This window comes from Streptomyces sp. 3211.6 (assembly GCF_003634815.1).
In the GTDB taxonomy this organism is placed as follows: domain Bacteria; phylum Actinomycetota; class Actinomycetes; order Streptomycetales; family Streptomycetaceae; genus Streptomyces; species Streptomyces katrae_A.
In genome coordinates this window covers 4,190,735-4,216,719 of record NZ_RBXC01000001.1, presented here as the reverse complement: position 1 = coordinate 4,216,719, position 25,985 = coordinate 4,190,735, and the positions used below count along the sequence as shown (strand labels likewise).

General features: G+C 73.3%; 28 protein-coding genes. 17 read left to right on the top strand and 11 right to left on the bottom strand.

Annotation, left to right across the window (positions count from 1 at the left end; translation table 11 throughout):
- Positions 1 to 5: 5 nt before the first annotated feature.
- A complete protein-coding gene (locus BX286_RS19485; RefSeq protein WP_121015638.1) occupies positions 6 to 2,594 on the bottom strand; it encodes an AAA family ATPase in 2,589 nt (862 codons plus the stop codon).
- 275 nt (positions 2,595 to 2,869) lie between these two features.
- Between BX286_RS19485 and BX286_RS19480 the strand changes: the two genes are divergently transcribed.
- Both BX286_RS19480 and BX286_RS19475 read left to right on the top strand, forming a co-directional pair.
- Positions 2,870 to 3,421, top strand: a complete 552-nt coding sequence (locus BX286_RS19480; RefSeq protein WP_079428868.1) for an NAD(P)H-dependent oxidoreductase — start codon at positions 2,870 to 2,872, stop codon at positions 3,419 to 3,421.
- Positions 3,422 to 3,492: 71 nt separating this feature from the next.
- The gene (locus tag BX286_RS19475) at positions 3,493 to 3,936 is read left to right on the top strand and encodes a luciferase family protein (protein WP_079428866.1); all 444 of its coding nucleotides are present in this window, start codon (positions 3,493 to 3,495) and stop codon (positions 3,934 to 3,936) included.
- A gap of 112 nt (positions 3,937 to 4,048) precedes the next feature.
- Here the strand turns inward: BX286_RS19475 and BX286_RS19470 are convergent, their stop codons facing one another.
- Complete coding sequence (locus tag BX286_RS19470) at positions 4,049 to 4,561, bottom strand: PadR family transcriptional regulator (RefSeq protein ID WP_079428864.1); 513 nt, start codon at positions 4,559 to 4,561, stop codon at positions 4,049 to 4,051.
- A 124-nt stretch (positions 4,562 to 4,685) separates the two neighbouring features.
- Here BX286_RS19470 and BX286_RS19465 point away from each other — a divergent pair, with 124 nt between their 5' ends.
- On the top strand, positions 4,686 to 5,243 hold the full coding sequence (locus BX286_RS19465; protein ID WP_079428862.1) for a hypothetical protein: 558 nt from the start codon (positions 4,686 to 4,688) through the stop codon (positions 5,241 to 5,243).
- Between the two features lie 30 nt (positions 5,244 to 5,273).
- On the opposite strand, the gene BX286_RS19460 is transcribed toward BX286_RS19465, so the two are convergent.
- Positions 5,274 to 5,762: a MarR family winged helix-turn-helix transcriptional regulator gene (locus BX286_RS19460; RefSeq protein ID WP_079428860.1), complete on the bottom strand. Its 489-nt coding sequence runs from the start codon at positions 5,760 to 5,762 to the stop codon at positions 5,274 to 5,276.
- A gap of 143 nt (positions 5,763 to 5,905) precedes the next feature.
- Between BX286_RS19460 and BX286_RS19455 the strand changes: the two genes are divergently transcribed.
- From BX286_RS19455 to BX286_RS19445, 3 genes are read left to right on the top strand one after another with little or no spacing between them, the layout of a single operon-like run.
- A complete protein-coding gene (locus BX286_RS19455; protein WP_121015636.1) occupies positions 5,906 to 6,748 on the top strand; it encodes an NAD(P)H-binding protein in 843 nt (280 codons plus the stop codon).
- Positions 6,749 to 6,757: 9 nt separating this feature from the next.
- Positions 6,758 to 7,060 (top strand): hypothetical protein, encoded by a 303-nt coding sequence (locus BX286_RS19450; RefSeq protein ID WP_121015634.1) that lies wholly within the window; start codon positions 6,758 to 6,760, stop codon positions 7,058 to 7,060.
- A 9-nt stretch (positions 7,061 to 7,069) separates the two neighbouring features.
- Complete coding sequence (locus BX286_RS19445) at positions 7,070 to 7,513, top strand: molybdopterin-binding protein (protein WP_079428854.1); 444 nt, start codon at positions 7,070 to 7,072, stop codon at positions 7,511 to 7,513.
- 9 nt (positions 7,514 to 7,522) lie between these two features.
- Here the strand turns inward: BX286_RS19445 and BX286_RS19440 are convergent, their stop codons facing one another.
- A complete protein-coding gene (locus BX286_RS19440; protein ID WP_121015632.1) occupies positions 7,523 to 8,989 on the bottom strand; it encodes a PucR family transcriptional regulator in 1,467 nt (488 codons plus the stop codon).
- A gap of 234 nt (positions 8,990 to 9,223) precedes the next feature.
- Here BX286_RS19440 and BX286_RS19435 point away from each other — a divergent pair, with 234 nt between their 5' ends.
- From BX286_RS19435 to BX286_RS19420, 4 genes are all read left to right on the top strand, one after another.
- Positions 9,224 to 10,051: a xanthine dehydrogenase family protein subunit M gene (locus BX286_RS19435; RefSeq protein ID WP_100863267.1), complete on the top strand. Its 828-nt coding sequence runs from the start codon at positions 9,224 to 9,226 to the stop codon at positions 10,049 to 10,051.
- Complete coding sequence (locus BX286_RS19430; protein ID WP_121015630.1) at positions 10,048 to 12,831, top strand: molybdopterin-dependent oxidoreductase; 2,784 nt, start codon at positions 10,048 to 10,050, stop codon at positions 12,829 to 12,831. Before BX286_RS19435 ends, BX286_RS19430 begins: the two co-directional genes overlap by 4 nt.
- A gap of 80 nt (positions 12,832 to 12,911) precedes the next feature.
- Complete coding sequence (locus BX286_RS19425; RefSeq protein ID WP_100863269.1) at positions 12,912 to 13,361, top strand: molybdopterin-dependent oxidoreductase; 450 nt, start codon at positions 12,912 to 12,914, stop codon at positions 13,359 to 13,361.
- 102 nt (positions 13,362 to 13,463) lie between these two features.
- Positions 13,464 to 13,769: a hypothetical protein gene (locus tag BX286_RS19420; RefSeq protein ID WP_079428846.1), complete on the top strand. Its 306-nt coding sequence runs from the start codon at positions 13,464 to 13,466 to the stop codon at positions 13,767 to 13,769.
- Here BX286_RS19420 and BX286_RS19415 read toward each other — a convergent pair.
- Positions 13,759 to 14,082 carry an HGxxPAAW family protein gene (locus tag BX286_RS19415; protein ID WP_079428844.1) on the bottom strand — a complete coding sequence of 108 codons (324 nt, stop codon included), beginning with the start codon at positions 14,080 to 14,082 and terminating at the stop codon, positions 13,759 to 13,761. The two genes, BX286_RS19420 and BX286_RS19415, sit on opposite strands and share 11 nt — an antisense overlap.
- A 69-nt stretch (positions 14,083 to 14,151) precedes the next feature.
- Between BX286_RS19415 and BX286_RS19410 the strand changes: the two genes are divergently transcribed.
- Positions 14,152 to 14,628: a MarR family winged helix-turn-helix transcriptional regulator gene (locus BX286_RS19410; protein WP_079428842.1), complete on the top strand. Its 477-nt coding sequence runs from the start codon at positions 14,152 to 14,154 to the stop codon at positions 14,626 to 14,628.
- Between the two features lie 214 nt (positions 14,629 to 14,842).
- Entirely contained in the window at positions 14,843 to 15,514 is a 672-nt protein-coding gene (locus BX286_RS19405) for a DUF4097 family beta strand repeat-containing protein (RefSeq protein ID WP_121015628.1), read from the top strand.
- Between the two features lie 25 nt (positions 15,515 to 15,539).
- On the opposite strand, the gene BX286_RS19400 is transcribed toward BX286_RS19405, so the two are convergent.
- Both BX286_RS19400 and BX286_RS19395 read right to left on the bottom strand, forming a co-directional pair.
- Positions 15,540 to 16,232, bottom strand: coding sequence for a DUF6882 domain-containing protein (locus tag BX286_RS19400; protein ID WP_121015626.1), 693 nt, complete (start codon positions 16,230 to 16,232; stop codon positions 15,540 to 15,542).
- 10 nt (positions 16,233 to 16,242) lie between these two features.
- Complete coding sequence (locus BX286_RS19395; protein ID WP_148710280.1) at positions 16,243 to 18,687, bottom strand: HEAT repeat domain-containing protein; 2,445 nt, start codon at positions 18,685 to 18,687, stop codon at positions 16,243 to 16,245.
- Positions 18,688 to 18,892: 205 nt separating this feature from the next.
- Between BX286_RS19395 and BX286_RS19390 the strand changes: the two genes are divergently transcribed.
- Entirely contained in the window at positions 18,893 to 19,075 is a 183-nt protein-coding gene (locus tag BX286_RS19390) for a hypothetical protein (protein ID WP_121015622.1), read from the top strand.
- A 161-nt stretch (positions 19,076 to 19,236) separates the two neighbouring features.
- Here the strand turns inward: BX286_RS19390 and BX286_RS19385 are convergent, their stop codons facing one another.
- On the bottom strand, positions 19,237 to 20,061 hold the full coding sequence (locus BX286_RS19385; protein ID WP_079428830.1) for a VOC family protein: 825 nt from the start codon (positions 20,059 to 20,061) through the stop codon (positions 19,237 to 19,239).
- A 158-nt stretch (positions 20,062 to 20,219) separates the two neighbouring features.
- Here BX286_RS19385 and BX286_RS19380 point away from each other — a divergent pair, with 158 nt between their 5' ends.
- Entirely contained in the window at positions 20,220 to 20,813 is a 594-nt protein-coding gene (locus BX286_RS19380; RefSeq protein ID WP_079428828.1) for an HhH-GPD-type base excision DNA repair protein, read from the top strand.
- 173 nt (positions 20,814 to 20,986) lie between these two features.
- The gene (locus BX286_RS19375; RefSeq protein WP_121015620.1) at positions 20,987 to 21,463 is read left to right on the top strand and encodes a cupin domain-containing protein; all 477 of its coding nucleotides are present in this window, start codon (positions 20,987 to 20,989) and stop codon (positions 21,461 to 21,463) included.
- On the opposite strand, the gene opcA is transcribed toward BX286_RS19375, so the two are convergent.
- Complete coding sequence (opcA, locus tag BX286_RS19370; protein ID WP_079431842.1) at positions 21,409 to 22,344, bottom strand: glucose-6-phosphate dehydrogenase assembly protein OpcA; 936 nt, start codon at positions 22,342 to 22,344, stop codon at positions 21,409 to 21,411. The two genes, BX286_RS19375 and opcA, sit on opposite strands and share 55 nt — an antisense overlap.
- Before the next feature lie 97 nt (positions 22,345 to 22,441).
- Positions 22,442 to 24,061, bottom strand: a complete 1,620-nt coding sequence (locus BX286_RS19365) for a helicase HerA-like domain-containing protein (protein ID WP_121015618.1) — start codon at positions 24,059 to 24,061, stop codon at positions 22,442 to 22,444.
- Between the two features lie 88 nt (positions 24,062 to 24,149).
- Between BX286_RS19365 and BX286_RS19360 the strand changes: the two genes are divergently transcribed.
- Both BX286_RS19360 and BX286_RS19355 read left to right on the top strand, forming a co-directional pair.
- Positions 24,150 to 24,446 (top strand): type II toxin-antitoxin system VapB family antitoxin, encoded by a 297-nt coding sequence (locus tag BX286_RS19360; RefSeq protein ID WP_008740979.1) that lies wholly within the window; start codon positions 24,150 to 24,152, stop codon positions 24,444 to 24,446.
- A gap of 125 nt (positions 24,447 to 24,571) precedes the next feature.
- Positions 24,572 to 25,243, top strand: coding sequence for a LytR C-terminal domain-containing protein (locus BX286_RS19355; RefSeq protein WP_100863277.1), 672 nt, complete (start codon positions 24,572 to 24,574; stop codon positions 25,241 to 25,243).
- Between the two features lie 16 nt (positions 25,244 to 25,259).
- Here BX286_RS19355 and upp read toward each other — a convergent pair whose 3' ends face one another.
- The gene (gene upp / locus BX286_RS19350; protein ID WP_079428820.1) at positions 25,260 to 25,895 is read right to left on the bottom strand and encodes a uracil phosphoribosyltransferase; all 636 of its coding nucleotides are present in this window, start codon (positions 25,893 to 25,895) and stop codon (positions 25,260 to 25,262) included.
- Positions 25,896 to 25,985: the final 90 nt, after the last annotated feature.

The window sequence follows — 25,985 nt, the reverse complement described above, 5'->3', positions numbered from 1 at the left end:
GACGGTCAGTCCAGGTCCAGGCGGGCCAGTTCCGTGCGGGAGCGGATGCCCAGCTTCGGGTAGGCCTTGTAGAGGTGGTGTTCCACCGTGCGCGGGCTCAGGAAGAGCAGGGCGGCGACCTCGCGGCTGCTGCGGCCCTCGGCCGCCAGGCGCACCACCTGGAGCTCCTGCGGGGTGAGGCGGTCCGCGAGGGCGCGGGCGGTGGGGACGGCCGGGGCGGCGGATTCCCCCGCGGCGCGGAGTTCGGCGCGGGTGCGCTCGGCCCAGGGGGCTGCGCGCAGGCGCTCGAAGACCTCCAGGGCGGAGTGCAGGCGGGCCCGCGCTTCCGCCTGGCGGCGGGCGCGGCGCAGCCACTCCCCATGGGCCAGCAGCGTGCGGGCGGCCTCGAAGGGGCGGCCGCCCTGCCCGTGGAGGAGCTCGGCCTCGGCGAAGGCCCCTTCACGTCCCGTCAGCTGCGCCTCGCAGCGCAGCGCGAGGGCCCGGGCCCAGGGCTGCCCGCCGGCCTGCGCCCAGGACGCCAGGCGCTGCCACGGGAGCCGGGCGCGTTCGGGGGCGCCGAGCCGGACGGCGGCCTCGACCAGGTCGCCGGTCGCGGACACCAGGGCCGTCATGTAGTGGCCCGGGCGGGTCCACGCCGACTCCAGGCGGTCCAGTGCCTCCTCGTAGCGGCCCAGGCCCAGGTCGAGCAGGCTGAGCGTGCAGGCCACCGCTATCCCGCCGTCGACGGTCCCGCCCGCCGCCGCCCGGCACCGCTCCGGGTCCCCCTCGACCGCGGCGATCCGGGCCAGGGCCACGTCCAGCCGGCCGACGCGCTGGGGCATCCCGCAGTCCTCGGCGACGGCCCGGGCCTCGGCCACCGACGCCTCCGCGTCGCGGTGGCGGCCCTGGATCACCTGGAGCCGGGCGAGCATCTGCAGCGCCTCGGGGAGCCCGCCCACCAGGCCTTCCCGGCGTCTGCGGGCCACTTCGGCGGTGACCAGTTCCTCCACCCGGTCGTCGGCGCCGAGCAGGGCCGCCGCGTAGACGGGGCGCATGCCCGGGCCGCCCTCGGCGGCGGCAGCGGCGAGCGCGGCGAGCCCGGCCCGGTGGTCGCCGTCGACCAGCCCGGCCATGCCCTGGACGGTGTGGTCGCCGGGGAGGAGCCGGGCGCAGGCGCGTACCGAGTCGGCGTCCCCGGAGAACCAGGCGTACGTCGCCGCGGTGCGCAGCATCGCCGCCGCCGGTCCGGGGCCGGCTTCCGGGGCGCCCGCGACCAGGATCCGTGCCGCGGCGGCCTGGTCGCCACGCTCGAACTCCACGGCGGCGCGGACCTCGGCGAGGGCGGCCCGTTCCGGTCCGGTGCCGGCGAGGGGGCACGCCTGTGCGGCCAGGGTGGCGGCCAGGGGCAGGTCCCCCGCCGCCACGGCCGCGGCGGCGGCGCGGCGCAGCCTCCGTCCGCGGTCCGGCAGGGAGGTGGAGAGGGCAGCGGCGCGCTGGTAGAGGTCGCAGGCGATGGCGGGCGCGGCCCGGTCCCGGGCGCGGTCGGCCGCCCGGGAGACCTCGGCGGCCACGGCGGCGTCCGGTCCGAGGGCGGCCAGGGCCAGGTGGTGGGCGCGGACGTCGGCGTCGGCCGCGCGGGCGGCGAGTTCGCGGTGGACGCGGGTGCGGTGGACGGAGGCGGCGCCCTGGTAGGCGGCGGCGCGCATCAGCGGGTGCCGGAAGGCGGCCCCGGCGACGTCGACCCGGAGCAGTCCCGACCGTTCCGCCGACTCCAGCGCCTCGGGCCCGCTGCCGCCGAGCGCGTCGACGGTGGCCAGTACGGAGGCCAGGTCACGGCTGCTGTCCGCGGCGGCGGTGAGCAGCAGCAGCCGTACGTCCTCGTCCAGTTCGGCGATGGTGTCGCGGAAGGAGGCGAGCACGCGGTCGGTGACCCGCCGGCCGCCGCAGGGCCCCGCGCCCCGGCCGTCGCGGCCGAATTCCAGCAGGGCCAGGGGGTTTCCGTCCGCGCTCTCCAGGACCTGGGCGCGGCGCGGGGCGGACAGCCGGTAGCGGTCGAGCAGTTCGGAGGCGGCCCGCCGGTCCAGCCGGGGGAGGTGGAGTTCGGGCAGGCCGCGCGCGTCGAAGCCCTCGTCGCGCGCGGCGAAGACGAGGGCCACCGGCTCGGCGGCGATCCTCCGGGCCGCGAAGAGCAGGGCGTCCGCGCTGCTCTGGTCCAGCCACTGGGCGTCGTCGACCACGCAGACCACCGGGCCGGACTCGGCGAGGCGGGCGAGCAGGGTGAGCAGGGCGAGCCCGGTCGTGTACCGGTCGGCGGGCCCGGCGGAGCCGCCGAGTACGGTGCGCAGTGCCTGCGCCTGTGGGCCGGGCAGCTGGACGACCAGGTCCTGTACGGGCCACAGCAGCTGGAGCATGGCGGCGCCGACGAGGTCGCGTTCGGCCTCGCAGCCGCCCACCCGCAGCAGCGTGTGCCCCGGGCCGGCCGGGATGCGGTCCAGCAGGGCGGACTTGCCGATGCCCGCCTCCCCGCGCAGGACGAGCGCGCCCCCGCGGCCTTCCCGCGCCGCCTCGAGCAGCGCGTCGAGCGCCGCTTCCTCGGCCTGCCGCCCGTAGAGCATGTGCCGCTCCCCCCTCGCTGCCCGCGCCTCCCCCGGCGCACCTACGCAACCCTCGCCGCTCCCGGCGGAGTTACGTAGCCCCTGCCAGAAACCTTACTGATCCGCCCGGTGACGCCCCCGCCTACGGTCGGGACCGGGTTCGCGGCACCCCCCGTGACCTGGTCCTCAAGCGGTGCTCAGGCAGCACTCCGGCGCCCGCGCCTACCGTCGGGACCGGGATCGCGGTGTTCGCCGCGGGATCCGACCTGCAGCGTCTCTCACCAAGGAGTCCGATCATGACCGTGCGCGTCCTCGCCCTCGTCGGCAGCCTCCGGGCCGGCTCGCACAACCGTCAACTGGCCGAGGCGGCCGTCAAGCACGCGCCCGGCCACGTCTCCGTCGAGATCCACGAGGGTCTTGCGGAGATCCCCTTCTACAACGAGGACATCGACGTCGAGGGTTCCGTGCCCGGTGCGGCGGCCGACCTTCGGGCGGCGGTGGCGGGCGCGGACGCGCTCCTGCTCGTCTCGCCCGAGTACAACGGCACCATCCCCGCCGTGCTGAAGAACGCGATCGACTGGCTGTCCCGCCCGTACGGCACCGGCGCGATCACCGGCAAGCCGGTCGCCGTCATCGGTACCGCCTTCGGCAGCTACGGCGGCGTGTGGGCGCAGGACGAGACCCGCAAGTCGGCCGGCATCGCCGGCGCGGCCGTGCTCGAGGAGGCCCGCCTCTCCGTCGCCGGTTCCGTCACCCGCTTCGCCGAGACCCACCCCGGCGACGACGCCGAGGTCGCCACCGCGGTCCTCCAGGTGCTCGAGCAGCTCGCCACCAAGGCGAACGCCTGACGCTCACCCGCCGCAGCCCCCTTGGGAAGCGCACGCTGCGGCCGGGTCGCCGGCCGGAAAGGAACACCGCCATGCTCACGCTGACGCCCCGCGAAGGCGCGGCCCCGCGGGTCTTCGGCCCTGCCCCGCACGGCCAGGGCTCGCAGATCTCCCCGATCATGCTGCAGGAGGAGCTGTGGGGACGGATGCGCGCGCTGCCGTACGTCTACATGGCCCCCACGCTGGTCTCGGTCCCGCACGCCCGGTCCCTCTTCATCCCCGAGGGCATCGGCACGGGCCCGGTCGAGGCCTTCCAGCGCGGTAGGGAGTGGGCCCACATCCACCCCCACCACGACGGCTCGCTCCACCTCACGCTCCCGAAGGAGGCGGAGGAGGACGTGATCGCCGCGGGCTGGGGCGTGCACCACCCGGTCCAGGCCGTGGTGCTGGTGTACGGGCCGAGGACGGCGCAGGAGCTGGAGACGGTCTGGGAGATCGTCCACTTCTCGTACCGGTACGCGATGGGTGCGAAGTGACGGAGTGACGGCGTAACGCGGTCCACCCTTGTGGGCCCGCGCCGGCGAAGAGGGCCGGACCGCTGTGGCGGTCCGGCCCTCTTCGCCGTCTGCCGAGCCGGGGGCGGCGGCCCTAGCCGAGCTGGGCGGCCGCCCAGCGGGCCCAGTCGCGGCGCATCGCGTTGAAGCGGAGGCCGTACTCCAGGGCGATCCGGCCGTGCACCGACAGGTTGTCCGCGCCCCAGTCGATCGACTGCTCCAGGGCGCGCAGGGCCTCGTACTCCTGGTCGGAGAGTTCCATCAGGCCGGTCAGGTAGGCGCCGGCCTGCTCGGGGGGCAGGACGCCGAGGAAGAAGACCCTCAGCAGGATGTCGCTGCGGGTGTTGCGCTGCGGCTTGGTCTCCGTCAGCCAGTGGCGCAGTTCGGCCAGTCCCTCGTCGGTGAGGGTGTACTCCTTGCGGCCGCGCGGGCCCTCCGCCGAGACGCTGATCAGCCCGGCAGCGGCGAGTTTGGCCAGTTCGCCGTACACCTGGCTCTGGGTGGCGGGCCAGACGTTGGCCAGTGAGGTCTCGAAGCGCTTCAGCAGGTCGTAGCCACTGGCCGGGCGTTCGGAGAGGAGTCCGAGGAGGGCGTGTCGAAGGCTCATACCCTTCACCTTACATTCCAACATTGACATGTCAGTCTTGGAACGTCTACATTCGGGGTGTCAGAACAGGAACGTCAGGGCGGCGGGCCGCGCGAGCGGCAGCAGCAGCAACCGGGGGTCTTCGATGTCGTACGTACGCACCTTCCTTCCGTGGATCGTCTTCGCGGTCATCCCGTCCGCCCAGTGGCAGTGGGGCGCGCTCGCCGCACTGGTGGCCGCGGTGGCGATGATCCTCCAGCAGCGGCGCGAGGGGGCCGGGTTCGACGCGCTGATCATCGAGACCGGCTCGGCGGTCTTCTTCGCGGCCCTGGCGGGCATCGCCTTCACCGACCCGCACTCGGGCGTGCACGACTACTCGGCGGCCCTTTCCTCGGGCGTCCTGGCCCTGGTCGCCGCCGTCTCGCTGCTGATCCGCCGGCCCTTCACGCTGGGCATCGCCAAGCGCACCACCCCGCGCGAGGTCTGGGGGCTGCGGCCCTTCGTCCGGGCCAACACGGTCATCACCGGCGTCTGGACGGCCGCCTTCGCGCTGACCGCCGGAGCCCTCGCGCTCCTCGCCCACGCGGGCCAGGGGCACTCGACGGCGGCCACGGCCGTGCAGGCCGCCGGGTTCGTCCTGCCGATGCTCTTCACCTCCCGCTACGTCGCCTCCCTGCAGGCGGGGGCCGCCGCCGCCCGGTGAACGGCTGCGGCGCGGGCGGCCGGACGGGGGCTACGGGCGGCGCAGGGCCTCCTGGGAGGCGACGTACTTCACCATCAGGCGGGCGAGCTCCAGCCGGTCGCGCTCGCTCCAGTCGGCGGTGACGTACTCGTACGCCGAGCGCTGGTGACGGCGGAAGCGGGCCATCAGCTCCTCGCCGCCGGGACTGAGGTGCAGGACCGTGCGGCGGCCGTCGCGCTGGGAGGCGGCGCGGACCAGGTAGCCGGCCGAGATGCAGTCGGACACCATGCGGCTGGCCACCGAGGGGTCCACGCCCAGGTGCGAGCCGACGGCGCCGACGGTGACCTCGCGGGTGTCGTCCTGGGCGATCTCCAGGACCACGTTGAGGACGAGGGTCCTGCTGAGGTCCTTCGCGGAGATCGGGTGCTCGACCTCCAGGAGCGAGGAGCGGCGCAGCTTCCCGAAGGCGGGGCCCACGGCGTTCAGCAGTTCATCGGCCACGGCGGCCTCGACGGCCGACTCCCCCTCGTGCTTCTTCATGGGCCCATCGTATCTACGTGACCCTCCGCAGACATGTGTTGACATGAAAACGTGTGCGTGACAGCATGCATATGTCTTCAGTCAATGATTCCAGTCCACGATCACGGTCCCACGATCGCGTCGAGCGGAGCGGAGCCTTCTCCATGACCACCCTCATCACCGGTGCCCGCGGCAAGGTCGGCCAGGGCGTCATCGCCCGCCTGTACTCCGCCGGCCACAGCGTCCGTGCCGCCAGCGCCCGCCCGGCCGAACCGACCGTCCCGGACGGGGTCGAGGTCTTCGAGCTCGCGCTCGACCGGCCCGAGACCTTCGCCGCCGCGCTCGACGGCGTCCGGCAGGTCTTCCTCTATCCCGAGCCCTCCGGGATCGAGGAGCTGGTCAAGGCCGCCGAGGCCGTCGGCGTCGAGCATGTCGTGCTGCTGTCCTCCTCCTCGGTCCTCGGCCCGGACGCCGAGACCGACCCGCTCGCCGGCCACAGCCTCAAGGTCGAGCGCGCCCTCGCGGCCTCCTCGCTGACCTGCACCTTCCTGCGCCCGGACGCCTTCGCGAGCAACTCCCTCGCCTGGGCGTACCCCGTCGGCCGGTCGATGCCGGTCCAGCTCGCCTACCCCGACGCGCACATCGCGCCCATCCACCCCGAGGACATCGCCGACATCGCCGTCGAGGCCCTGACCGGCGACTCCCTCACGGGCCGCTCCCTCACCCTCACGGGCCCGGAGTCGCTCACCTTCCGCGCGCAGCTCGCCGTGCTCTCCGCGGCCATCGGCCGGGAGATCCCGGTCGAGCAGATATCCCGTGAGGCCGCCGAGCGGCAGATGTCCGCCTTCATGCCCGCGCGGGTGGCCGGTTCGCTGCTCGACCTGTGGGCCGCCGCATGCCATGGCCCCGCCGCCATCGCCGACACCACCGCATCCCTCCTCGGCCGGCCCGCCCGCACCTACGCGCAGTGGGCCGCCGAGAACGCCTCTGCCTTCACCGGGAGCTGACTCCCCGCCATGAAACCCATCGGCTCCTGGCTCAACCGCACCGACCAGGCCCTGACCGCCGCCATCGAGGCGGTCCTCGCGGGCGGCTGGGTCCTGCGCCCGCAGCCGGGGCGGCTCGCCCTCACCGATAGCGGCCGCGACCGCCTCGCCGAGGCCGGCGCGTGCGTCGGGGCCTTCCGGGAGCGGTCGACGGCGGGCATATCCGTCAAGGAGTACCGGACGGCCGTCGGCGTGCTGGAGCGCATGACGCACAACCTGGAAGGGGCCGTCCGAGTGCTCCGCCCCGGCCGTTGCGCGGGCCCCCGCCGATAGGGTGGCCGGGTGCCCACGTACTCCATCGGTCAGGCCGCCGGTCTGCTGCGCGTGAGTCCCGAGACCGTCCGCCGCTGGGCCGACTCCGGGCGGCTGCCCGCACTGCGCGCGCCCGACGGCACGCGGGCCGTCGACGGGCCGGTGCTCGCCGCGTTCGCCAAGGAACGCGCCGCCGGACTGCACCCGCTGCCCGAGCGTGCCGCGGTCACCTCCGTACGGAACTCCTTCGCGGGGATCGTCACCGCGGTACGGCTGGACGACGTGGCGGCCCTGGTGGAGATCCAGTCGGGTCCGCACCGGATCGTCTCCGTGGTGACCCGGGAGTCGGTGGAGCAGCTGGGCATCGAGGTGGGCGTCAGCGTCACCGCCCGGGTGAAGTCGACGGAGGTGTACGTGGACGTGCCCCTCGCGCCCAAGAGCCCCGATGGATCCGGTGGGCCCGGCGGGCAGTAGGGGTTTCGGTCAGCGGCAGCGGAGGGCCGCGTACAGGTCCAGCTTGTGGTCCAGGCGGGACAGGTCGCGGCCGGTCAGGACCTGCACCCGTTCCATCCGGTAGTGCACGGTGTTGACGTGCAGGTGGAGCGCCTGCGCGGTCCGGGCCCAGGAGCAGTTGTTGGCCAGGAAGACCTCCAGGGTCTCCCGCAGCATCCCGTCGCCGAGGGCACCCAGCACCCGTTCGCCGAACACCGCCCGGACCTCCTCGGGCACCCCGGCCATCAGCCCGCCCAGGGTCTCCAGTTGCTCGACGCCCCGCACGGGGGCCACCGCGTCGGCGGCCGTCAGCGCGAAGCGGGCCTGGGTCAGGGAGGCCCGCAGGTCCTCCGGGCCGACCGCGGTGGCGCCCGCGCCCAGGCGCAGGTCGGCCTCCGGGCCCCCGCAGACCTGGAGCAGCGGCCACAGGGCGCGCAGCCCGGCCACCGTGTCGGTCTGCGCGCGGGGGTCCTCGTACAGGACGGCCACGGCTTCGCCCCCGGGTGCCTCGCCCAGCGCCCACGGCAGCCCCTCCAGGTGTTCAAGGGCCTCGGCCAAGGCCGGGCCGGAGGTCGCCACCAGCACCCGGTACGGCCCGCGCGCGGGGAGTCCGGCGGCGGTGAGGGCCTCGTCCAGCGCGGCCGGTTCGCAGTCGCCGGCCAGCAGCCCGGCCAGCTCCCGCCCGGCCGCCCGCGCGGCGGCGGTCCGGCGGTGGGCCGGCCCGTCGCGGTGCTGGGCCAGCACCTCGGCGATCTCGTGCAGCACGCGCGGGGGAGCCGCGTCCGCGTCGGGGACGTGGAGCTGCCAGGCGTCGTACGGGGAGCCGTCGGCCTCGATCCGCAGCGTGAGCCCGCCCCGCGAGGGGGACGCCTCCCGCTGGGCGGGGATCGCCGGCGCGGCGGGCGTACGGGCCACGGTGCGCCCGCTCGCGGTGAGCAGGTAGCAGTCCACGCGGCCCAGGTGCGCGCAGGCCCGCTCCAGCAGTTCGCCGGGCCCGGCTCCGTTCTCCAGCAGCCGGCTCAGCTCGGCGCGCACGTTCGCGGGGAGGGCGAAGGTCCGGGTGGGCCGGCGGCTCAGGTCCCCCCAATGCCTGAGGTAGACGGCCTCGGTGACGGCCCGGAAGCTGGTCCGCGCCGGGACGGCCACGATCGGCACCCGGTACGCCCGGCAGGCGTCCACAAGGGCCTCGGGAACCCGCCCGTGGGTCTCCTCCCCGGCCAGCAGGGCGGTGGCCCCGGCGTCGGCGAGCGCGGAGACGAAACGGTCCGCCTTTGCCAGGTCGCCGTCCGCCCACCACACCAGCCCGCTCAGCACGAGCTCGCCGGGCCCGAGGAAGCGGCCCGGGTCCTCCAGGTCGGTGGCGGTGACCCCGCTGACCTCCTGGCCGAGAAGCGCTTCTTCGCCCCAGAGCAGGGTGAGGCCGAGATTGTCGGACCGGAGCAGGTCGAGGACGTGCATGGCAGGGACTCCTTGCGGTGGGGGTGGCCCACATTCGCCAGGTGAATACGAGGAACCTCATCGTAAATGCAAGGACACCGCCCGCCTAAGCCCTGTCTGTGCCCCTTGGTGAATCACCCAGGGCGACCCCCTCGGGACTCGTTCGTTTCCGTGGCCTGGACCAGTCGTTTCGCCCCCTTCGCCGTTGCTTCACTGAAGTCCACGCCCGGACGACAGAGAGGCTGGTGGCGCGAAATGGACCTCAACACGGTGGTCGCCGTGCGCGATGCCCGCCGCCGCGAACCCTGGCGCCCCGGCGACGCCTTCCTCGGCGGGGGCACCTACCTCTTCTCCGAGCCGCAGCCCCACATCCGCCGCCTCGTCGACCTGTCCCGGATGGGCTGGCCACCGCTGTCCTGGCAGCCCGACGGCTCCCTCGACATCGCCGCGACCTGCACCATCACCGAACTGTCCCGCTTCGGCCGCAGCCTGCCCGCCCCCGCCGCCCCGCTCTTCGAGCAGTGCTGCCGGGCCTTCCTGGCCAGCTTCAAGATCTGGAACATGGCCACCGTCGGCGGGAACCTCTGCAACGGCCTCCCGGCCGGCCCGGTCATCTCCCTGACCGCCGCCCTCGACGGCACCGTCCTGCTCCAGGGCCAGGACGGCGCCACCCGCCGCATGCCCGTCACCGAGTTCATCCGCGGCGCCGGCGTCAAGGACCTGCGCGACGGCGAGATGCTGCGCTCGGTCCGCCTGCCCGCCCGCGCCCTGGAGGCCCGTACGGCCTTCCGCCAGGCCTCCCTCTACGGACTCGGCCGCTCCGGCTCCCTGGTGATCGGCACCGGCGACCCCCAGGACGGCTCCCTCGCCGTCACCGTCACCGCCGCGACCACCCGCCCGTTCCGCTTCTGGTTCGCCCTGCCGCCCACCGCGGCCGGACTCCGCGAGGCGATCGACACCGCCGTCCGCCCCGGCGAGTGGTTCGACGACATCCACGGACTGCCCGAGTGGCGGCGGCACATGGCCCTGCTCCAGGCCGAGCAGATCCGCCGTGAACTCTGCCTTCCGGAGGGACCCCGATGAGCTACGAGATCGAGATCAACGAGCAGCGCTTCGAGGACGAGCCCCGGGCGGGCCAGTGCCTGCGCACCTACCTGCGCGAACGCGGCTGGTTCGGCGTCAAGAAGGGCTGCGACCAGGGCGACTGCGGGGCCTGCACCGTCCACGTCGACGGGCAGCCGGTGCACAGCTGCCTCTACCCCGCCGTCCGCGCCGAGGGCCGCTCCGTCACCACCGTCGAGGGCCTCGCCTCCCCGTGCGGCGACCTCCACCCGGCGCAGAAGCAGTTCCTGGAGGCCCAGGGCTTCCAGTGCGGCTTCTGCACCGCCGGATTCCTGATGACCACCTCCGCCCTCCAGGCCGAGCGGGGCACCGCCCACGACGACGGCAAGCTCGACGACCTCCCGCGCGCCTTCAAGGGCAACATCTGCCGCTGCACCGGCTACCGCGCCATCGAGGACGCCGTCCGCGGGGTCAGGCACATCGAGGAGCCCGAGGCCGGCCAGGCCGTCGGCCGCAGCCCCGGCGCCCCGGCCGGCCCCCAGGTCGTCACCGGCACCGCCCGCTACACCTTCGACGTCGAGGTGCCCGGGATGCTGCACATGAAGCTGCTGCGCTCCCCGCACCCGCACGCCCGCATCGTCGGCATCGACACCCGCGACGCCCTCCAGGTCCCGGGCGTGCACGCCGTCTTCACCCACCACGACGCCCCCGCTCACCTCTACTCCTCCGCCCGCCACGAACACCCCACCGAGGACCCGATGGACACCCGGGTCCTGGACGACGTGGTCCGCTTCGTCGGCCAGCGCGTGGCTGCCGTGGTCGCCGACAGCGAGCAGGCCGCCGAGGAGGGCTGCCGGCGCGTGGTCGTCACCTACGAGGAGCTTCCGTACGTCGTCGACCCGGAGGAGGCGATGCTGCCCGGCGCGCCGGTCCTGCACCCCAAGGGCCCCGAGTCGGGGATCTTCCGTGCCGAGAACAACGTGTGCGGCGAGGTCCACGGCACGATCGGCAACATGGAGAAGGGGTACGCCGAGGCGGACGTCGTCTACGAGGAGACCTTCCAGACCCAGCGCGTACAGCACGCCAGCCTGGAGACCCACGGCTGCGTGGCCTACTTCGAACCCAAGGAGGAGGGCGACGGCGAACGCATCACCGTCCGCACCTCCAGCCAGGCCCCCTTCCTGGCCCGGCGGGCGCTGTGCGCGCTCTTCGGCCTGAACGAGGACGAGGTCCGCGTCGTCGCGGGCCGCGTGGGCGGCGGCTTCGGCGGCAAGCAGGAGATGCTCACCGAGGACATCGTGGTCCTGGCCGCCCTGAAGCTGCGCCGCCCGGTGAAGCTGGAGTTCACCCGGGCCGAGCAGTTCTACGGGGCGACCACCCGCCATCCGTTCAAGATCACCATCAGGATCGGTGCGAAGAGGGACGGCACGCTCACCGCGCTGCGCATGCGCATCGTCGCCAACACGGGCGCCTACGGGAACCACGGCCCGGCCGTCATGTTCCACAGCGCCGGCGAGTCCTTCGCGGTGTACCGGGCGCCGAACAAGGAGGTGGAGGCGTACTCGGTGTACACCAACACCGTGCCGGCGGGCGCCTTCCGCGGCTACGGCCTGGGCCAGGTCCTGTTCGCCCTCGAATCGGTGATGGACGAGCTCGCCCTCCGCCTCGGCATGGACCCGCTGGTGCTGCGCGAGAAGAACGTGATCGGCGCGGGCGACCACATGGTGACCCCGATCGGCCACGAGCAGGACCTCTTCATCGCCTCGTACGGGATGAAGCAGTGCCTGGACGTCGTGCGCAGGGCCGAGGCCGAGGACCGCAGCCACGAGGACGTCCCCGAGGGCTGGCTGACCGGCACCGGATCGGCCGTCGCCATGATCGCGACCGGTCCTCCCGGCGGCCACTTCGCCGACGCCCGGGTCAGCCTGCTGCGCGACGGCACGTACGACATTGCGGTGGGCACCGCGGAGTTCGGCAACGGCACCACCACCGTCCACAAGCAGATCACCGCGGGCGCGCTGAACACCACGGTCGACCGGATCACCGTCCGCCAGTCCGACACCGACGTGGTCCGCCACGACACCGGCGCGTTCGGCTCGGCCGGCACGGTGGTGGCGGGCAAGGCCGTGATGCTGGCGGCCGACGCGCTGGCGGAGCGCCTGAAGACCTTCGCCGCCCGCCACACCGGCGTGGCCCGGCACCTGTGCAGGCTGGAGGCCGAGGCCTTCGACTGCGCGGGCCGTGTCGTCACCCTCAAGGAGCTGTACGAGGCCGCCTGGGAGCGGGGCGCGCTGGAGGAGATCGCGGCGGACGGCCACTGGGGCGGCTCGCCGCGCTCGGTCGCCTTCAACGCCCAGTGGTTCCGCCTCGCCGTGGACCCGGACACGGGCGAGATGAGGATCCTGCGCAGCGTGCACGCGGCGGACGCGGGCAAGGTCATGAACCCGATGCAGTGCCGGGGGCAGGTGGAGGGCGGTGTGGCCCAGGCCCTGGGCGCCACGCTCTTCGAGACGGTGCGGGTGGACGAGCGCGGGGAGGTCACCACGGCCGCCTTCCGCCGCTACCGGCTCCCGCAGTACGCGGACGTCCCGCGCACGGAGGTCCACTTCATGGAGACCTCGGACGCGATCGGCCCGCTGGGCGCCAAGTCCATGAGCGAGAGCCCCTTCAACCCGGTGGCTCCGGCCTTCGCGAACGCGCTGAGGAACGCGACGGGGATCCGCTTCACCGAGTTGCCGGTGACACGTGATGTGGTGTGGCGGGCAATCCACCAGAAGCTGCAAGGCGGAAACGCCAATTGATCACACAGATGCGGCTCATAGGACCCTCTCAACCTCGCAGATGAGGTTCCACTGCCTCTCCAGCGGGGCATGACTGGTCCATGGCCTCACTCCTGCTGCACGGCGACCTCGACCACCCGGCCCGCCTGACCGTCGCCGACCTGCGGCGATGGCCCCGGCACCGGGCGGAGGTCGTCTTCGACTGCGCGACGAACGGCCCGCAGCACCACGTATTCGAGGGCGTGCTGCTGCGGGACGTCATCTCCGGCGCCGGCCCGGTCTTCGACGTCCGCCGCCGCAAGGACCGCGGCCGCTACCTCCTCGCGGTCAGCGGCGGCGACGGCCACCACACGGTCCTGTCCTGGGCGGAGCTGGACGACGACTTCTGCGGGAGCCCGGTCCTCCTGGCCACCCGCCTCGACGGCGAGGAGCTGGACGGCACGGGCAGCCAGCTGGTCGTCCCGTCCGACCGCTGCGGCGCCCGTTACGTCAGCGCGGTGACCCACGTCTGGTTCGGCACCCTGGACGTCCCGGCGCTGACCGGCGTCTGAACACGCGCCCCGCCCAGCCGCCACAGCGACCGTCACCCTGCGCCACCGCTCGCTACCATCAGCGACGACAGCTGGTCACGCGGGCGAGAGGCGGACGGACGGATGAGGCGAACGGCACGACGCGCGGGTAAGGCCCTGGGAGCGTGCGCGGCAGCCGCGCTGCTGGCTCTGGCCACCCCGGCGGGCGCGGCGCAGGCGGCGGCAGGGGCCCTGATCATCGACGGGACGGAGCACGAGGACCCGTCAGGCTGCTACCGGCTGGGCGACTTCGCCCCGCCGAAGGTCGCCAACCTCACGGACGAGACGGCGTGGGTGTGGTCCGGCACGGACTGCGACGGCCAGGTGACGCAGCAGATCGACCCGGGCGTGACCACCACCGGCCACGGCCGGAGCCTCTTCATCGAGTGAGGGCCCCGGCGGCGACGGGCCGCCGGCCGGCCATCCGGCACCCGAGGCATGCGGCGTGCCCCTCGCGCGCGGTGTGGTCGCGGGCACCCAGGGGCCAGTGCTCCTTCGGGCGCGGGCCGGGCCCCTTGCCCCAGCCCGCCAGGTGCAGCACCCAGGTGAGCACGGCGGCCGCCGCCGTCACGGCGAGCCCGATCCATATGCCGGGCGTCCAACCGCAGACCCCCAGGCCGATCACCGCGGCCCCGGCGCAGGCGACGGCGGTTCCCGCCCAGCCGGCGACCGTGTGGCCCTCGTCGTATCCGTGTGCGCTCATACGCCACCCCTGTCGACCTATGATGTCTTAGCCAGTAAGCAATTTATCTTAGGTACTAAGGGATTTTCAATGGAGGGCAGCCCGCCCCGCCCCGAGGCGTCGGTTCCGGCCGCGATCAGCGCGATGGACGACCTGATGGCGACGAGCATGGTGGCCCAGCAGGAGTTCGCCCGGAACCTGGGCCTCAGCCCGACGGACCTCGTCTGCTTCGCGTACGTCCTCGAGGCCGGGGACACCCCCGTCACCGCCGGCGACCTCGCCGCCCGCGCCCACGTCACCACCGGCGCCGTCACCGGCATCGTCAACCGGCTGGAGCGCGGCGGGTACGTGACCCGGCAGCCCGACCCCACCGACGGCCGCCGCGTGCGCGTGGTCGCCGTACCCGAGGCCGCGCAGCGCGTCCGCGACGTGTACGAGCCGTACTACGCGCTCCTCGCGCAGCTGTTCGCGACGTACAGCCCGGAGGAAGTGGCGGTACTGCACGACTGGCTCACCCGCGCGGGCACCCTGGCCGCGACGTACCTCGCGGAGTCCTGCGGGCCCTGACCCCGCCCCGGGCGTGGCGTTCACTTCCATTCCATTGCAACGAGCGACGGGAATTCGTTGCGTTAAACCACAGGCTCACTGCAACGATTTCTCGCCTCTGACCTGCACATACACCAAAGTCATGCAACCCCGCTGTTGCCACTCCCCTGAACGCAACATAGCGTTTCTCATGTCGGAAACACAGAAGAGCAAACGCCGAGCGCAGGAGACCACGATGCAGAAGTTCGCCGCCACCGCCCCCGTCTCGGCCGTCCTCGACATCCCGGCCGGACTCGTCCAGCTCATCGCCGCGGACCGCTCCGACGCCACCGTCGAGGTCCGCCCGGCCAACCCCGCCAAGAGCCGCGACGTGAAAGCGGCCGAGCAGATCACGGTCGACTTCCGCGAGGGCGTGCTGCGGGTCGCGGCCGCCCCCGCGAAGAACCGGCTCCTCGGCCACTCCGGCGCCGTCGAGGTGACCGTCCAGCTGCCCGCCGGCTCCCGCGTCGAGGCGAAGGCGGCCGCGGCCGACCTCCGGGGCGTCGGACGGCTCGGGGCCGTCGTCTTCGAGGGCGCGCAGGCCCAGGTCAAGCTGGACGAGGCCGCCTCCGCGCGGGTGACCGTCCAGGCCGGTGACGTCGTACTGGGCCGTCTGAACGGGCCCGCGGAGATCAGCACCCAGAAGGGCGACATCACCATCGCCGAGGCCGCCAAGGGAGCCGTCACCCTCACCACCCAGCACGGCGACATCACCATCGGCGCTGCCCGCGGGGTCTCCGCCACTCTCGACGCCGGCACCGGCTACGGCCGCATCCACAACGCCCTCAACAACACCGACGGCTCCGCGGCCGCCCTCACCCTCCGCGCCACCACCACCTACGGCGACATCACCGCCCGCAGCATCTGAGCCGGCAGCGGGGTGGCCCACCCGGTCACCGGCCGATCCGGTCGACCCCCACGCCGGAGATCCGCCCGAGGCCGTCGAACCCCACCTCGGCCGTGTTCCCGTCCGGCAGCTCGGCCACGATCCGGTCGGCCTCCACCCGGTGCGGCACACGGTGGTGCTCGAAGAACCCCCGGACGACCTGCGGGGCCGAGTGGCCGATCAGCCCCGCGCCGGTGACCAGGACCCGCGGCAGGGTCACCGGCTCCAGACCGGCCCGCGGGACCCGCGGGTCGTCGGGCAGGAAGTAGACCCTCGTGGCCGGGCCGGCCATCTGCCCCAGGTAGCCGGGGGCCCCGGCCACGCCCATGCCGGTGAAGGCGAGCATCTCGGCCGCCCGGTGCGGGTCGTCGAACCCGGCCAGGTCGACGAGCCCGTCGGCCAGCTCGGGTATCCCGCGCGCCCGCCCGTAGCTCCCGACGGCCTCCGTCAGAGCGACCACCTCGGCGCCCTGCCAGCCCGGGTTGGCCCAGCCCCACATCCAGGACCGCTCGTCCATGTCGTACGTCCCGAGCACGGCGACCCGCAGCTCCAGCCCGCCCTGCTGGTAGGTGCAGGAGGACAATTCGGCCGTCCACGGGCCCTCGGGGAGGAAGGAGGTGAGCACCTGGAGCTGTTCCGCACCCCAGGCGGCATGCCGCTCGGCCTCGAGCAGGAAGGCATCACTGAAACGATTCGTCATGCGCCGAACCCTACGAACCCCCGGGTCCGCCCCCTGCGGTGGCCTCCGCCCACTTCTCCGACCCTTCCCAGGCGGCCCGCCGCACCGCCGGAGCCACATCGGCAGCCAGCCGCCCCAACGCCGCCCGGGCCGCCGGATCCCCCGGCCAGCCCTCCCCGAGCGCGGCGGCCGCCGCCCCGCGGACCGTGGCGTCCGGATCTCGGGCGAGCCGCAGGAGGGCTTCCCGGGCCGCCGGTTCGCCGGCCCACCCTGTCGAGAGCGCACGGGCCACGCCCTGCCGTACGTCCCGGATCCGGTCCCCGGCCAGCCCCCGGACGACCTCACCGGCCGACGGATCACCGGGCCAGCCCTCGGCCGCCGCAGAGGCCACGGACCCGCGAACGGAGGGAACCAGGTCACCGGCCAGCCCCAGAACGGCATCACGGGCCGTCAAGTCGCCGGCCCAGCCGCCGCCGAGAGCTGTGGCCGTGTACCGCCGAACGTTCGCGTCCCGGTCACCGACCAGCCTCAGGACCGCTTCACGCCCCTGGAGGTCACCCGCCCATCCCTTCACGAGCGCCGCGACGGCCTCCTGCCGCGCGAGGGGATCGCCGGTCAACCGCACCAGCTCCTCACGAGCCGAAGGGTCACCCGGCCAGCCCTCGGCAAGCGCGGACGCCACGGCCCCGCGCATCGCCTCCCTCCCGTCGTGCGTCATCAGCAGAAGGGCATCGCGCACCGTCCCGTCACCGGGCCAGCCGTGCGCCAGCGCGCGGATGGCCTGGAATTGCAGCGGCCCGTCCGGAGGCCCGGTCAGGTCCATGACGATCCCCCGCGCCGTCAGGTCTCCGGGCCAGCCCTCCGCGAGCGCGTGGACCACGGACTCACGCACGCCGTCTCTCTGATCGGCTGCGAGCCGGACCTCCACGTCCCGTCCGGAGGGGGTGCCGGGCCAGATGGTGCAGACCGCTCCGGCAACCGCACTTCGAACGCGGAAATCCGGGTCCTCGGCCGACCTCAGCACGCACTCCTGGGTCCGCGGGTCATCCGGCCAGCCCTGCGCCAGCGCGGTCACCGCGTACGCGCGCAACTTGGCGGCCTCCTCGTCCTGACCTCCCGGTTCATCGACGAACCGCAGCAGGGCGGCACGGACTTCGGGGTGTCCCGGCCAGAACTCCGCGAGCGCGGCAACCGCACTCTCACGGAAATGCGGGCGTCTGTCGTCGAGGAGAGACCGGAGTTCCTCGAAGGCGAGCAGGTCGTCGGGCCACGTCCGGGCGAGCGATTTCGCCGTGGTCAGGCGGACCATCACGGATGAATCACCGAGGAGTTCGCGGTGCATCTCGTAGACCCCCGGATCACCCGGCCAGCCGTCACCGAGACCGTTGGCGACAGAGGCCCGAACCCCCGCGTCGGGATCGTAGGTCAGCCGGAGGACCGCCTCCCGGGCCGCATCGGAGTGACGCCAGCCGGAAGCGATCCGTGCAATGGGTGGATAACGCAACTCCGGATCAGGGAAACGCGTCTGCGCGACCAGTACCGCAAGTTCGTCGTCCGGCTCCAGGAAGCCCCCGCTCTCGGCGAAGGCGCGGTCGATGTCCTGAAGGGTCTGCTCCCCGCGCTCGTTCACCTGGTGTGCCTTCGCCAGCGCGGCCGCGATGTCGTCCAGGGCGGGCCGGGTGAACAACTCGCCTGGGGCCAGCGGCTGGACCGCCCCGCCGGGCCCGGACCGGGTGACGGCCAGGTGTGCGGCGTCGGGATGGGCGGACAGGCGCTGGATCTCGGTGCGGGCCCGGTCCCAGAGGCCCTCCAGGACCCGCATCCGCGCCGAGACCCGGTCGGCCTCCCGCTGGCCGGTGGACCGGTGGGCCAGGGCTTCGCGGGTCTCCGCCCGTACCCGGGCCAGGCCCTCCGCGTCGGCGCTCCGCAGGGCCCGCAGCTCGCGGACGCCGTTCCCGACGATGATCTCCCGCAGGGCATCGGCGATCTGGAACAGCGTCGAGAGGAGGATCTCCGCGTCACGGAGGGAGTACCTGAGCCGCTCCTCGGCCCTCAGGGCGCGCTCCAGGTCCCGCTCCACCCGCGCGAGGTCCCGTTCCAGCCGCAGCTCTGCGGGGCTCCCCCCGTCCGGAGCGACGACGAGGACGGGGGGCGGTGTCGCGATGGCCGCCCGGAGCAGGGCCTTGGCCTCCTCGCACCGCCGCCCGAACTCCTGCTGCGAGAGCCCGGCCCGGATGCTGGTGATCCGCAGGAAGGCCACGGTGAACTCCACCGGCGGCTTCGGCCTGGCCTGCGCGCCGTAGATCCGGTCGATGTGCGACTTGGAGGAGGCCATCGTGCCGCCCTCCGCCTTCCCGAGGGCCGCCGCCATGTCGCGCGAGCCCATCCCCGCCTGCGCGGCCTGCCCCCGCAGGTAGTCCCCGTACGCCTGCCACCGCTCCCGGCCGGCCCCGTCCCGCACGTCTCCATCCCGCACCCGCGCCCGCCTCCCCCAGCCCGTCCCCACAGCCCCCGACGGTCCCCGACCGTCCCGGGACGATCCGGTCCGGCCACCGCCGGCCCCAGGCCGGGGCACCGCCCCGCCCCTCACCGTCCCGGGCGGTCCCTGCCCGCGTGGGGACGGGGCTCAAACAGCGGACGCTCTCCTCACACCACCGGCCCTCCCGTGAAGGGGACGTCCCATGTCCGACACCCTCCGGCAGCTCCTCCTCGCCGCCCTGCCCGACCTGCTCGGCTCGGTCGCCGCCACCCTCGTCATAGGGGCCGTCACCTGGGCCCGGCGAGGTCTTGCCCGGCGCCGTGCCGACAGCGCCTCCTCCCCCGGCAGGGGGAACGAGGACGGCGGTCAATCCTTTCTGCGGTGAACCGGTTCCGGCAGACGGGTGACGCAGCGTGTCCTCGGCTCGCCCCGCTGCTGTGGCCCGCCGTACCGCTGGTGCAGCCGGCGTACGTGGTCTACGGGGTCAGCTGAGACTCCCGTGCGCCCGTGCCCCGGCCGGGGGACACGGGCGCACGGGCCCCTCGGCTAGGCGAACTTCGGCATCTCCCCGACCCGCGTGTCCATGTCGATCACGGCGAACACCGCGCCCTGCGGGTCGCCCAGCGCGGCGAAGCGGCCGAAGGGGCTGTCCATCGGGCCGAAGTACACCCGCCCGCCCCGCGCCTTCGCCTTCTCCACCGCCACGTCGCAGTTCGGGACGCCGAAGTAGACCTGGACGTAGGACGGGACCTGCGGCGGGAACTCGTCGCCCATCTTCATCCGGCCCAGCACCGGGTGGTCGGCGCCGCCCACGCTGAAGATCTTGAAGTCCATCCCGGCCGCCGCCGCGTCGTCGCCCTCGGCCCCGCCGGTGTCCATCTGCTGGGACTCGTACGGGAAGACCCGCTCCAGGAACGGGTCGGCCTTGCCGGGCTCGCGGGTGTAGACCTCGGCCCAGGCGTACGAGCCCGCCTCGCCCTGCTTCTCGAAGCCCTTGTGCTCGCCCGGCTGCCAGACGCCGAACACCGCGCCGCTGGGCTCCTTGGCGATCGCCATCGTGCCGAACGTGCCGACCTGCATCGGCTCCATCATCAGCGTGCCGCCCGCGGCCTTGATCTTCTCGGCGGTGGCGGCCGCGTCGTCCGAGGCGAAGTACAGGCACCACTGCGAGGGCGCGTCGGCGCCCGGCATCGGCGGGACGACGGCCGCGACCGCCTTGCCACCGGAGTAGGCCTGCGTGTAGTTGCCGTACTCGCTGCTGGCCTCACCGAAGGTCCAGCCCAGTACGTCGGCGTAGAACTCCTTGGCGGCCTCCACGTCGGTGAACATCGCGTCCACCCAGCAGGGGGTGCCTTCCGGGAACTCGGCCATGGTCGATCGACTCCTGTGTGGTCCGTGTGGTCCGTGTCGTCTGTGTCGTCTGTGTCGTCTGTGTCGTCTGTGTCGTAGGTCCCTCTCACGCTAGGGCGAGGGTCTGACAACCGCGCGCCGAACGGGCGTGGGGGGCGGTCCCGGGGGAGGCTGGGGGCATGGACGACATCACCATCCGGCTGGCGCAGCAGCCCGAGGCCGACGCCCTGCTCGCCCGCAGCCCGCTGGCCGCGCTCACCGGGATGCTGCTGGACCAGCAGGTGCCGATGGAGTGGGCGTTCTCCGGACCCTGGACGATCGCGCAGCGCCTCGGCGCCGACGATCTCGACGCCCACGCCATCGCCGCGTACGACCCGGAGGCGTTCGCCGCGCTGCTCTCGCAGAAGCCGGCGGTGCACCGGTACCCGGGGTCGATGGCGAAGCGGATCCAGCAGCTGTGCGCGTACCTGGTGGAGCACTACGCGGGGGACGCGGAGGCGGTCTGGGCGGACGCGGGGACGGGCGCGGAGCTGCTGGAACGGCTGAAGGCGCTGCCGGGGTTCGGGGAGCAGAAGGCCCAGATCTTCCTGGCCCTGCTGGGCAAGCGGTACGGGGTCCGGCCGAAGGGGTGGCGGGAGGCGGCCGGGGGCTACGGCCCCGCGAACGTCCACCGCTCGGCGGCGGACATCACCGGCCCGGAGTCGCTGGCGAAGGTCCGCGAGTACAAGCAGGCCGCGAAGGCCGCCGCCAAGGCCGCGAAGGCCGCCGAGTAGGGGGCTGGAGGAAAACCTCCCCGCGGAAAACCTCCCCGAGGAAAACCTCCCCGAGGAAAACCTCCCCGAGGAAAGCCTCCCCGCCGGGGCAAGCCGCCAGGCCGGGACGCTGAATTGACGGACCGTCCGGCCCGGCGGAGGGCCCGCGCGCGGGACCGCGTAACGTCGGCCGGATGACCGAGAACCTCACCCGCGCCACCACCGCCGAACGCGTCTCCGACGCCCCCGGCAGCGTCATCACCCTGCTCACCGACACCCCGGAACTCACCTGCAACACGGCCACCTTCGAGGCCGGCGCCGCCGGTGCCCCGGTGCACTTCCACACCAAGGCCACCGAGTTCTTCCACGTCACCGGCGGCAAGCTCGACGTGCTCGTCGGCGACGAGGTCCACACCCTCTCCGAGGGGGACTTCATCAGCATCGCCCCCGGCGTGAAGCACGCCTTCGCCCCCGCCGCCGGCCACACCGCCGAGGTGTTCGTCGGGTTCACCCCCGGCATGGCCCGCTTCGACTACTACCGCCTGCTCGGCCGGGTGCACGCGGGCGAGGCCACCGTCCAGGACATCATCGACAGCCAGCCCAGGTACGACAACCACTACGCCGAGAGCGAGGCCTGGGCGGGCCGCCTGCTGCGCAGCGCCGAGGCGTAGACCTCGTCGGCGTCGAGGCGCCGCAGCTCCTCCGCGATCAGCTCCGCCGTGCTGCGGATCTTGAGCGCGACCTTCCGGTCCGGCCAGCCCGGCAGGACCAGCGTGGCCAGCGAGCCGGTGGGCCGGTCCACCACGACCTCCCCGGCGCCGGTCTCCAGCCGGACCCGGGTGATGACCGGCCCGCCGGTGGCCACCCGGGCCACCGGCACGCCGAGGCGGTCCTCCAGCCAGCGCGCCAGCAGCTCGGCGCTGGCGTTGTCGGGCTCGCTTTCCACCGCCGCCGCGGTCACCGGCGAGGTCTTCTGGTCGAAGGCGCAGGCCAGCAGCGAGCGCCACGGCGTGAGCCGGGTCCACGCCAGGTCGGTGTCGCCGGGGGCGTAGGCGGCCGCGCGCTCGGCCAGCACGCCGACCGGGTCCCCTGCGGCCTGCGCGTCGGTGATCCGGCGCTGCGCCAGCGCGCCCAGGTCGTCGCGGGCCGGGTCGGCGGGGGCGTCGGCCGGCCACCAGGCGACCACCGGCGCGTCCGGCACCAGCAGCGGCAGCACGATCGACCCGGCCTGGGTGGTGAGGTCCCCGTGCAGGCGCAGGATGACGATCTCCCCGGACCCGGCGTCCGAGCCCACGCGCAACTCGGCGTCCAGCCGGGTCCGCCGGCGCCGCTCCGGCCCCCGGTGGGTCCGCTTGATCACCGCGATGATGCGGCAGGGGTGTTCGCGGGAGGCCTCGGAGGCCGCGCGTACGGCGTCGTAGGCGTTCTCCTCGTCGGTGACGATGACGAGGGTGAGCACGAGCCCCATGGTGGGGCTGCCCACGGCCCGCCGGGCCGCCAGCAGGGCCCGGTCGATCTTGCTGGACGTGGTGTCGGTCAGTTCGGTCCGCATGGACACGAGTCTGTCAGCGGCTGCCGTAAAGCGGACAACCGGTTCGCTTGATTCCCCCTGGAGGGACCGCGTCCCAGCCGCGCCCTCGGCGCCGCCCTCAGCGGCGCCGACGGGCCGTGCCGAAGAGGGAACGGGAGATCTCTCGCCCCAGCTGTGTGCCGACCGAGCGGGCCAGCGAGCGGAACAGGCCGCTGCCGACGACCTGTTGCGCCAGTGAGGGTTCCGGCTTCGGGGCGCCGCGCCCGGCCCGTTCCGCGGCCTTGGCCTGCTTGTCGGCCTCGGCCGCCGCGGCGGCGGCCTCCGCTTCGGCCTCGGCGGCCGCCTGTTCGGCGGTGATCTTCTCGTAGGCGGACTCCCGGTCGACGGGCTGCGCGTAACGGGAGTACAGGAGCGAGGCCTTGACGGCGGCGTCGAGGGCCGCCGGGTCGACCGGGCCCATCAGCGACTGCGGGGCGCGCAGCCGGGTGGCGGCGACGGGGGTGGGGGCGCCGTTCTCGCTGAGCACCGTGACGACGGCCTCGCCGGTGCCGAGCGAGGTCAGCAGCTCCTCCAGGTCGTAGGGGGAGTTGGGGAAGGTCCGCACGGTGGCCTTGAGGGCCTTGGCGTCGTCGGGGGTGAAGGCGCGGAGGGCGTGCTGGACGCGGTTGCCGAGCTGGGCCAGGACGTCGGAGGGCACGTCCTTGGGGGTCTGGGTGACGAAGAAGACGCCGATGCCCTTGGAGCGGATGAGGCGCACGGTCTGGGTGATGGATTCCAGGAAGGCCTTCGAGGCCCCGTTGAAGAGGAGGTGTGCCTCGTCGAAGAAGAAGACCAGCTTGGGGCGCTCCAGATCGCCGACTTCCGGGAGGTCGGCGTACAGGTCGGCGAGCAGCCACATGAGAAATGTAGAGAAAAGCTGCGGTTTGTCCTGTACGGCCGGAAGTTCCAGTACGGAAATCAGGCCGCGTCCGTCCGGAGCCGTTCGCAGGAATTCACTGGTGTCGAATTCCGGTTCGCCGAAGAATTCCGAGGCGCCCTGCTGCTCGAATGCGGTGAGTGCCCGCAGAATCACCCCGGCGGTGACGGTGGAGAGCCCGCCGATCCCCCTCAGCTCCGGTTTTCCCTTGTCGGAGACGAGGAAGGCGACGACCGCCCGCAGGTCCTTGAGGTCGATCAGCTCCAGGCCCTTGGAGTCGGCGTAGTGGAAGATCAGGCCGAGCGACTGCTCCTGCGTCTGGTTCAGCTGGAGCACCTTCGACATCAGGACCGGCCCGAACGCGGTCACGCTCGCCCGGACCGGGATCCCGGGGCCGATCCCGCCGAGGGAGTAGAACTCGGCGGGGTACCCCGTGGGCTCCCAGGTCTGGCCGACGTCCTTCGCCCGCTCCTGCGCCCTCGTGCCCGGCGCGCCGGGGGCGGAGATCCCCGAGACGTCGCCCTTGACGTCGGCGAGGAAGACCGGCACGCCGTTGGCGGAGAGCTGCTCGGCGATCAGCTGGAGGGTCTTGGTCTTGCCGGTGCCGGTGGCGCCTGCGACGAGCCCGTGCCGGTTGAGCATCGACAGCGGGATGCGGATCTGCCGCGACGGCTCGCAGACCCCGTCCCAGAGCAGGCCCCCCAGCTCCAGCGCGGGCCCCGTGAAGGCGTACCCGGCGGCGATGGCGGTGGCCGGACCGTTCGGGTCCGTTTGTCCCCCGGCGGTGGCGGCCGGCTCGGGCGGATCGATGCTCTGGCTCATGCGTCACTCCCGGAATAGCCCTGTGTGCCACTTTTGCACCGCTGGAGCGAGGCTGCGCCCGGAGGCACCGGCCCGGTAGGCTTTCCGTGTGATCTTCAAGCGCATCGGTAGCGGACGGCCGTACCCCGACCACGGCAGGGAAACCACCCGGCAGTGGGCGGACGTCGCCCCGCGCCCGGTCCGGCTGGACCAGCTCGTGACGACCAAGGGACAGCTGGACCTGGAGACGCTGCTCGCCGAGGACTCCACCTTCTACGGCGACCTCTTCGCACACGTCGTGAAGTGGCAGGGCGACCTCTACCTGGAGGACGGGCTGCACCGCGCCGTGCGCGCGGCCCTCCAGCAGCGCCAGGTGCTGCACGCGCGCGTCCTCGAAATGGACTGACCGGGGACCTGCCTGCGGCCGGCCGGAGGACGTGCCGGGGCGCCGGTTGCGCCTTTCGGGTCTGCCTTACCCGATCAACAGATCATTTAGTAGGCATCGTTCCGGTACGGCACTACGCTGCGCCCATGAGCATGCTCACTCCCCCCGGTATGGGCGGAAAGTACCGCGTCACGGGCACCGCCTACCCCCGCATGAGCCGGCCGCGGCGACGCCGGAAGCTCGTGTTCGCCCTGCTCGGATCGGTCCTCGCGCTGGCACTGCTCGGCTACGGGGCACTGCAGCTCATCGACGTGTTCCGGGGCGACGGCGGCAAGCACAGCGCGGCGGCCGCCAAGGACTGCCCGACCAAGGGCGCCGCCTCCGCCACCCCCGCCGGAGCCGCGAACCCAGGCCCGGCCGCGTCCGGTGCCCCCGCGGTCGTCCTGCCGCAGCCCGGCCAGATCACCGTCAACATCTACAACGCCACCCCGCGCTCGGGCCTCGCCAAGGCCGTCGGCGACGAGCTGAAGAAGCGCGGCTTCACCGTCGGCCACGTCGGCAACGCCCCCGCCGACTTCGACAAGAAGGTCCCCGGGCCCGGGATACTGCTCGGCTCCCCGCGCACCGACAAGGCCGCGTACTCCGTCCTCGGCACCCAGCTCACCGGGGTCACCCAGCAGACCGACACCCGCGAGGGCGCGGACATCGACCTGATCCTGGGCGACTCCTTCAAGGAGCTCAACAAGAAGGAGGACGCGGACAGGGCGCTGGCCGTCCTGGCCAACCCCGCACCCGCGCCCTCCTCGAAGAAGTGCTGACCGGCGGACCGCGCCGCTACTCGGCGGAGCCGTACATGCGGTCGCCCGCGTCGCCCAGGCCCGGCACGATGTAGCCGTGCTCGTTGAGCCGCTCGTCCACGGCGGCCGTCACGACCGTCACCGGCGTGCCCGCGAGCTCGCGCTCCATGACCTCGACGCCCTCGGGCGCGGCCAGCAGCACCACGGCGGTCACGTCGTCGGCGCCGCGCTTGATGAGCTCCTGGATCGCGGCGACCAGCGTGCCGCCCGTGGCCAGCATCGGGTCGACGACGTAGACCTGGCGCCCGGACAGGTCCTCGGGCATGCGCGTCGCGTACGTGGAGGCCTCCAGGGTCTCCTCGTTGCGGACCATGCCCAGGAAGCCCACCTCGGCGGTCGGCAGCAGCCGGACCATGCCGTCCAGCATGCCGAGGCCGGCGCGCAGGATCGGCACGACCAGCGGGCGCGGACGCGCCAGCTTGACGCCGGTGGTCGGGCCGACCGGGGTCTCGATGTCCGACTGCTCGGTGCGCACGTCGCGGGTGGCCTCGTAGGCGAGGAGCGTCACCAGCTCGTCGGCGAGCCGCCGGAACGTGGGGGAGTCGGTGCGCTTGTCGCGCAGTGCGGTCAGTTTGTGCGCCACCAAGGGGTGATCGACGACCTGCAAACGCACAACATCCTCCAAGACTCAGCCGGGCTTCGACCTGCGATCTGCGACCTGCGACCCTGCTACCTGCGAAAAACGGCCGCCTGTTCGCGACCT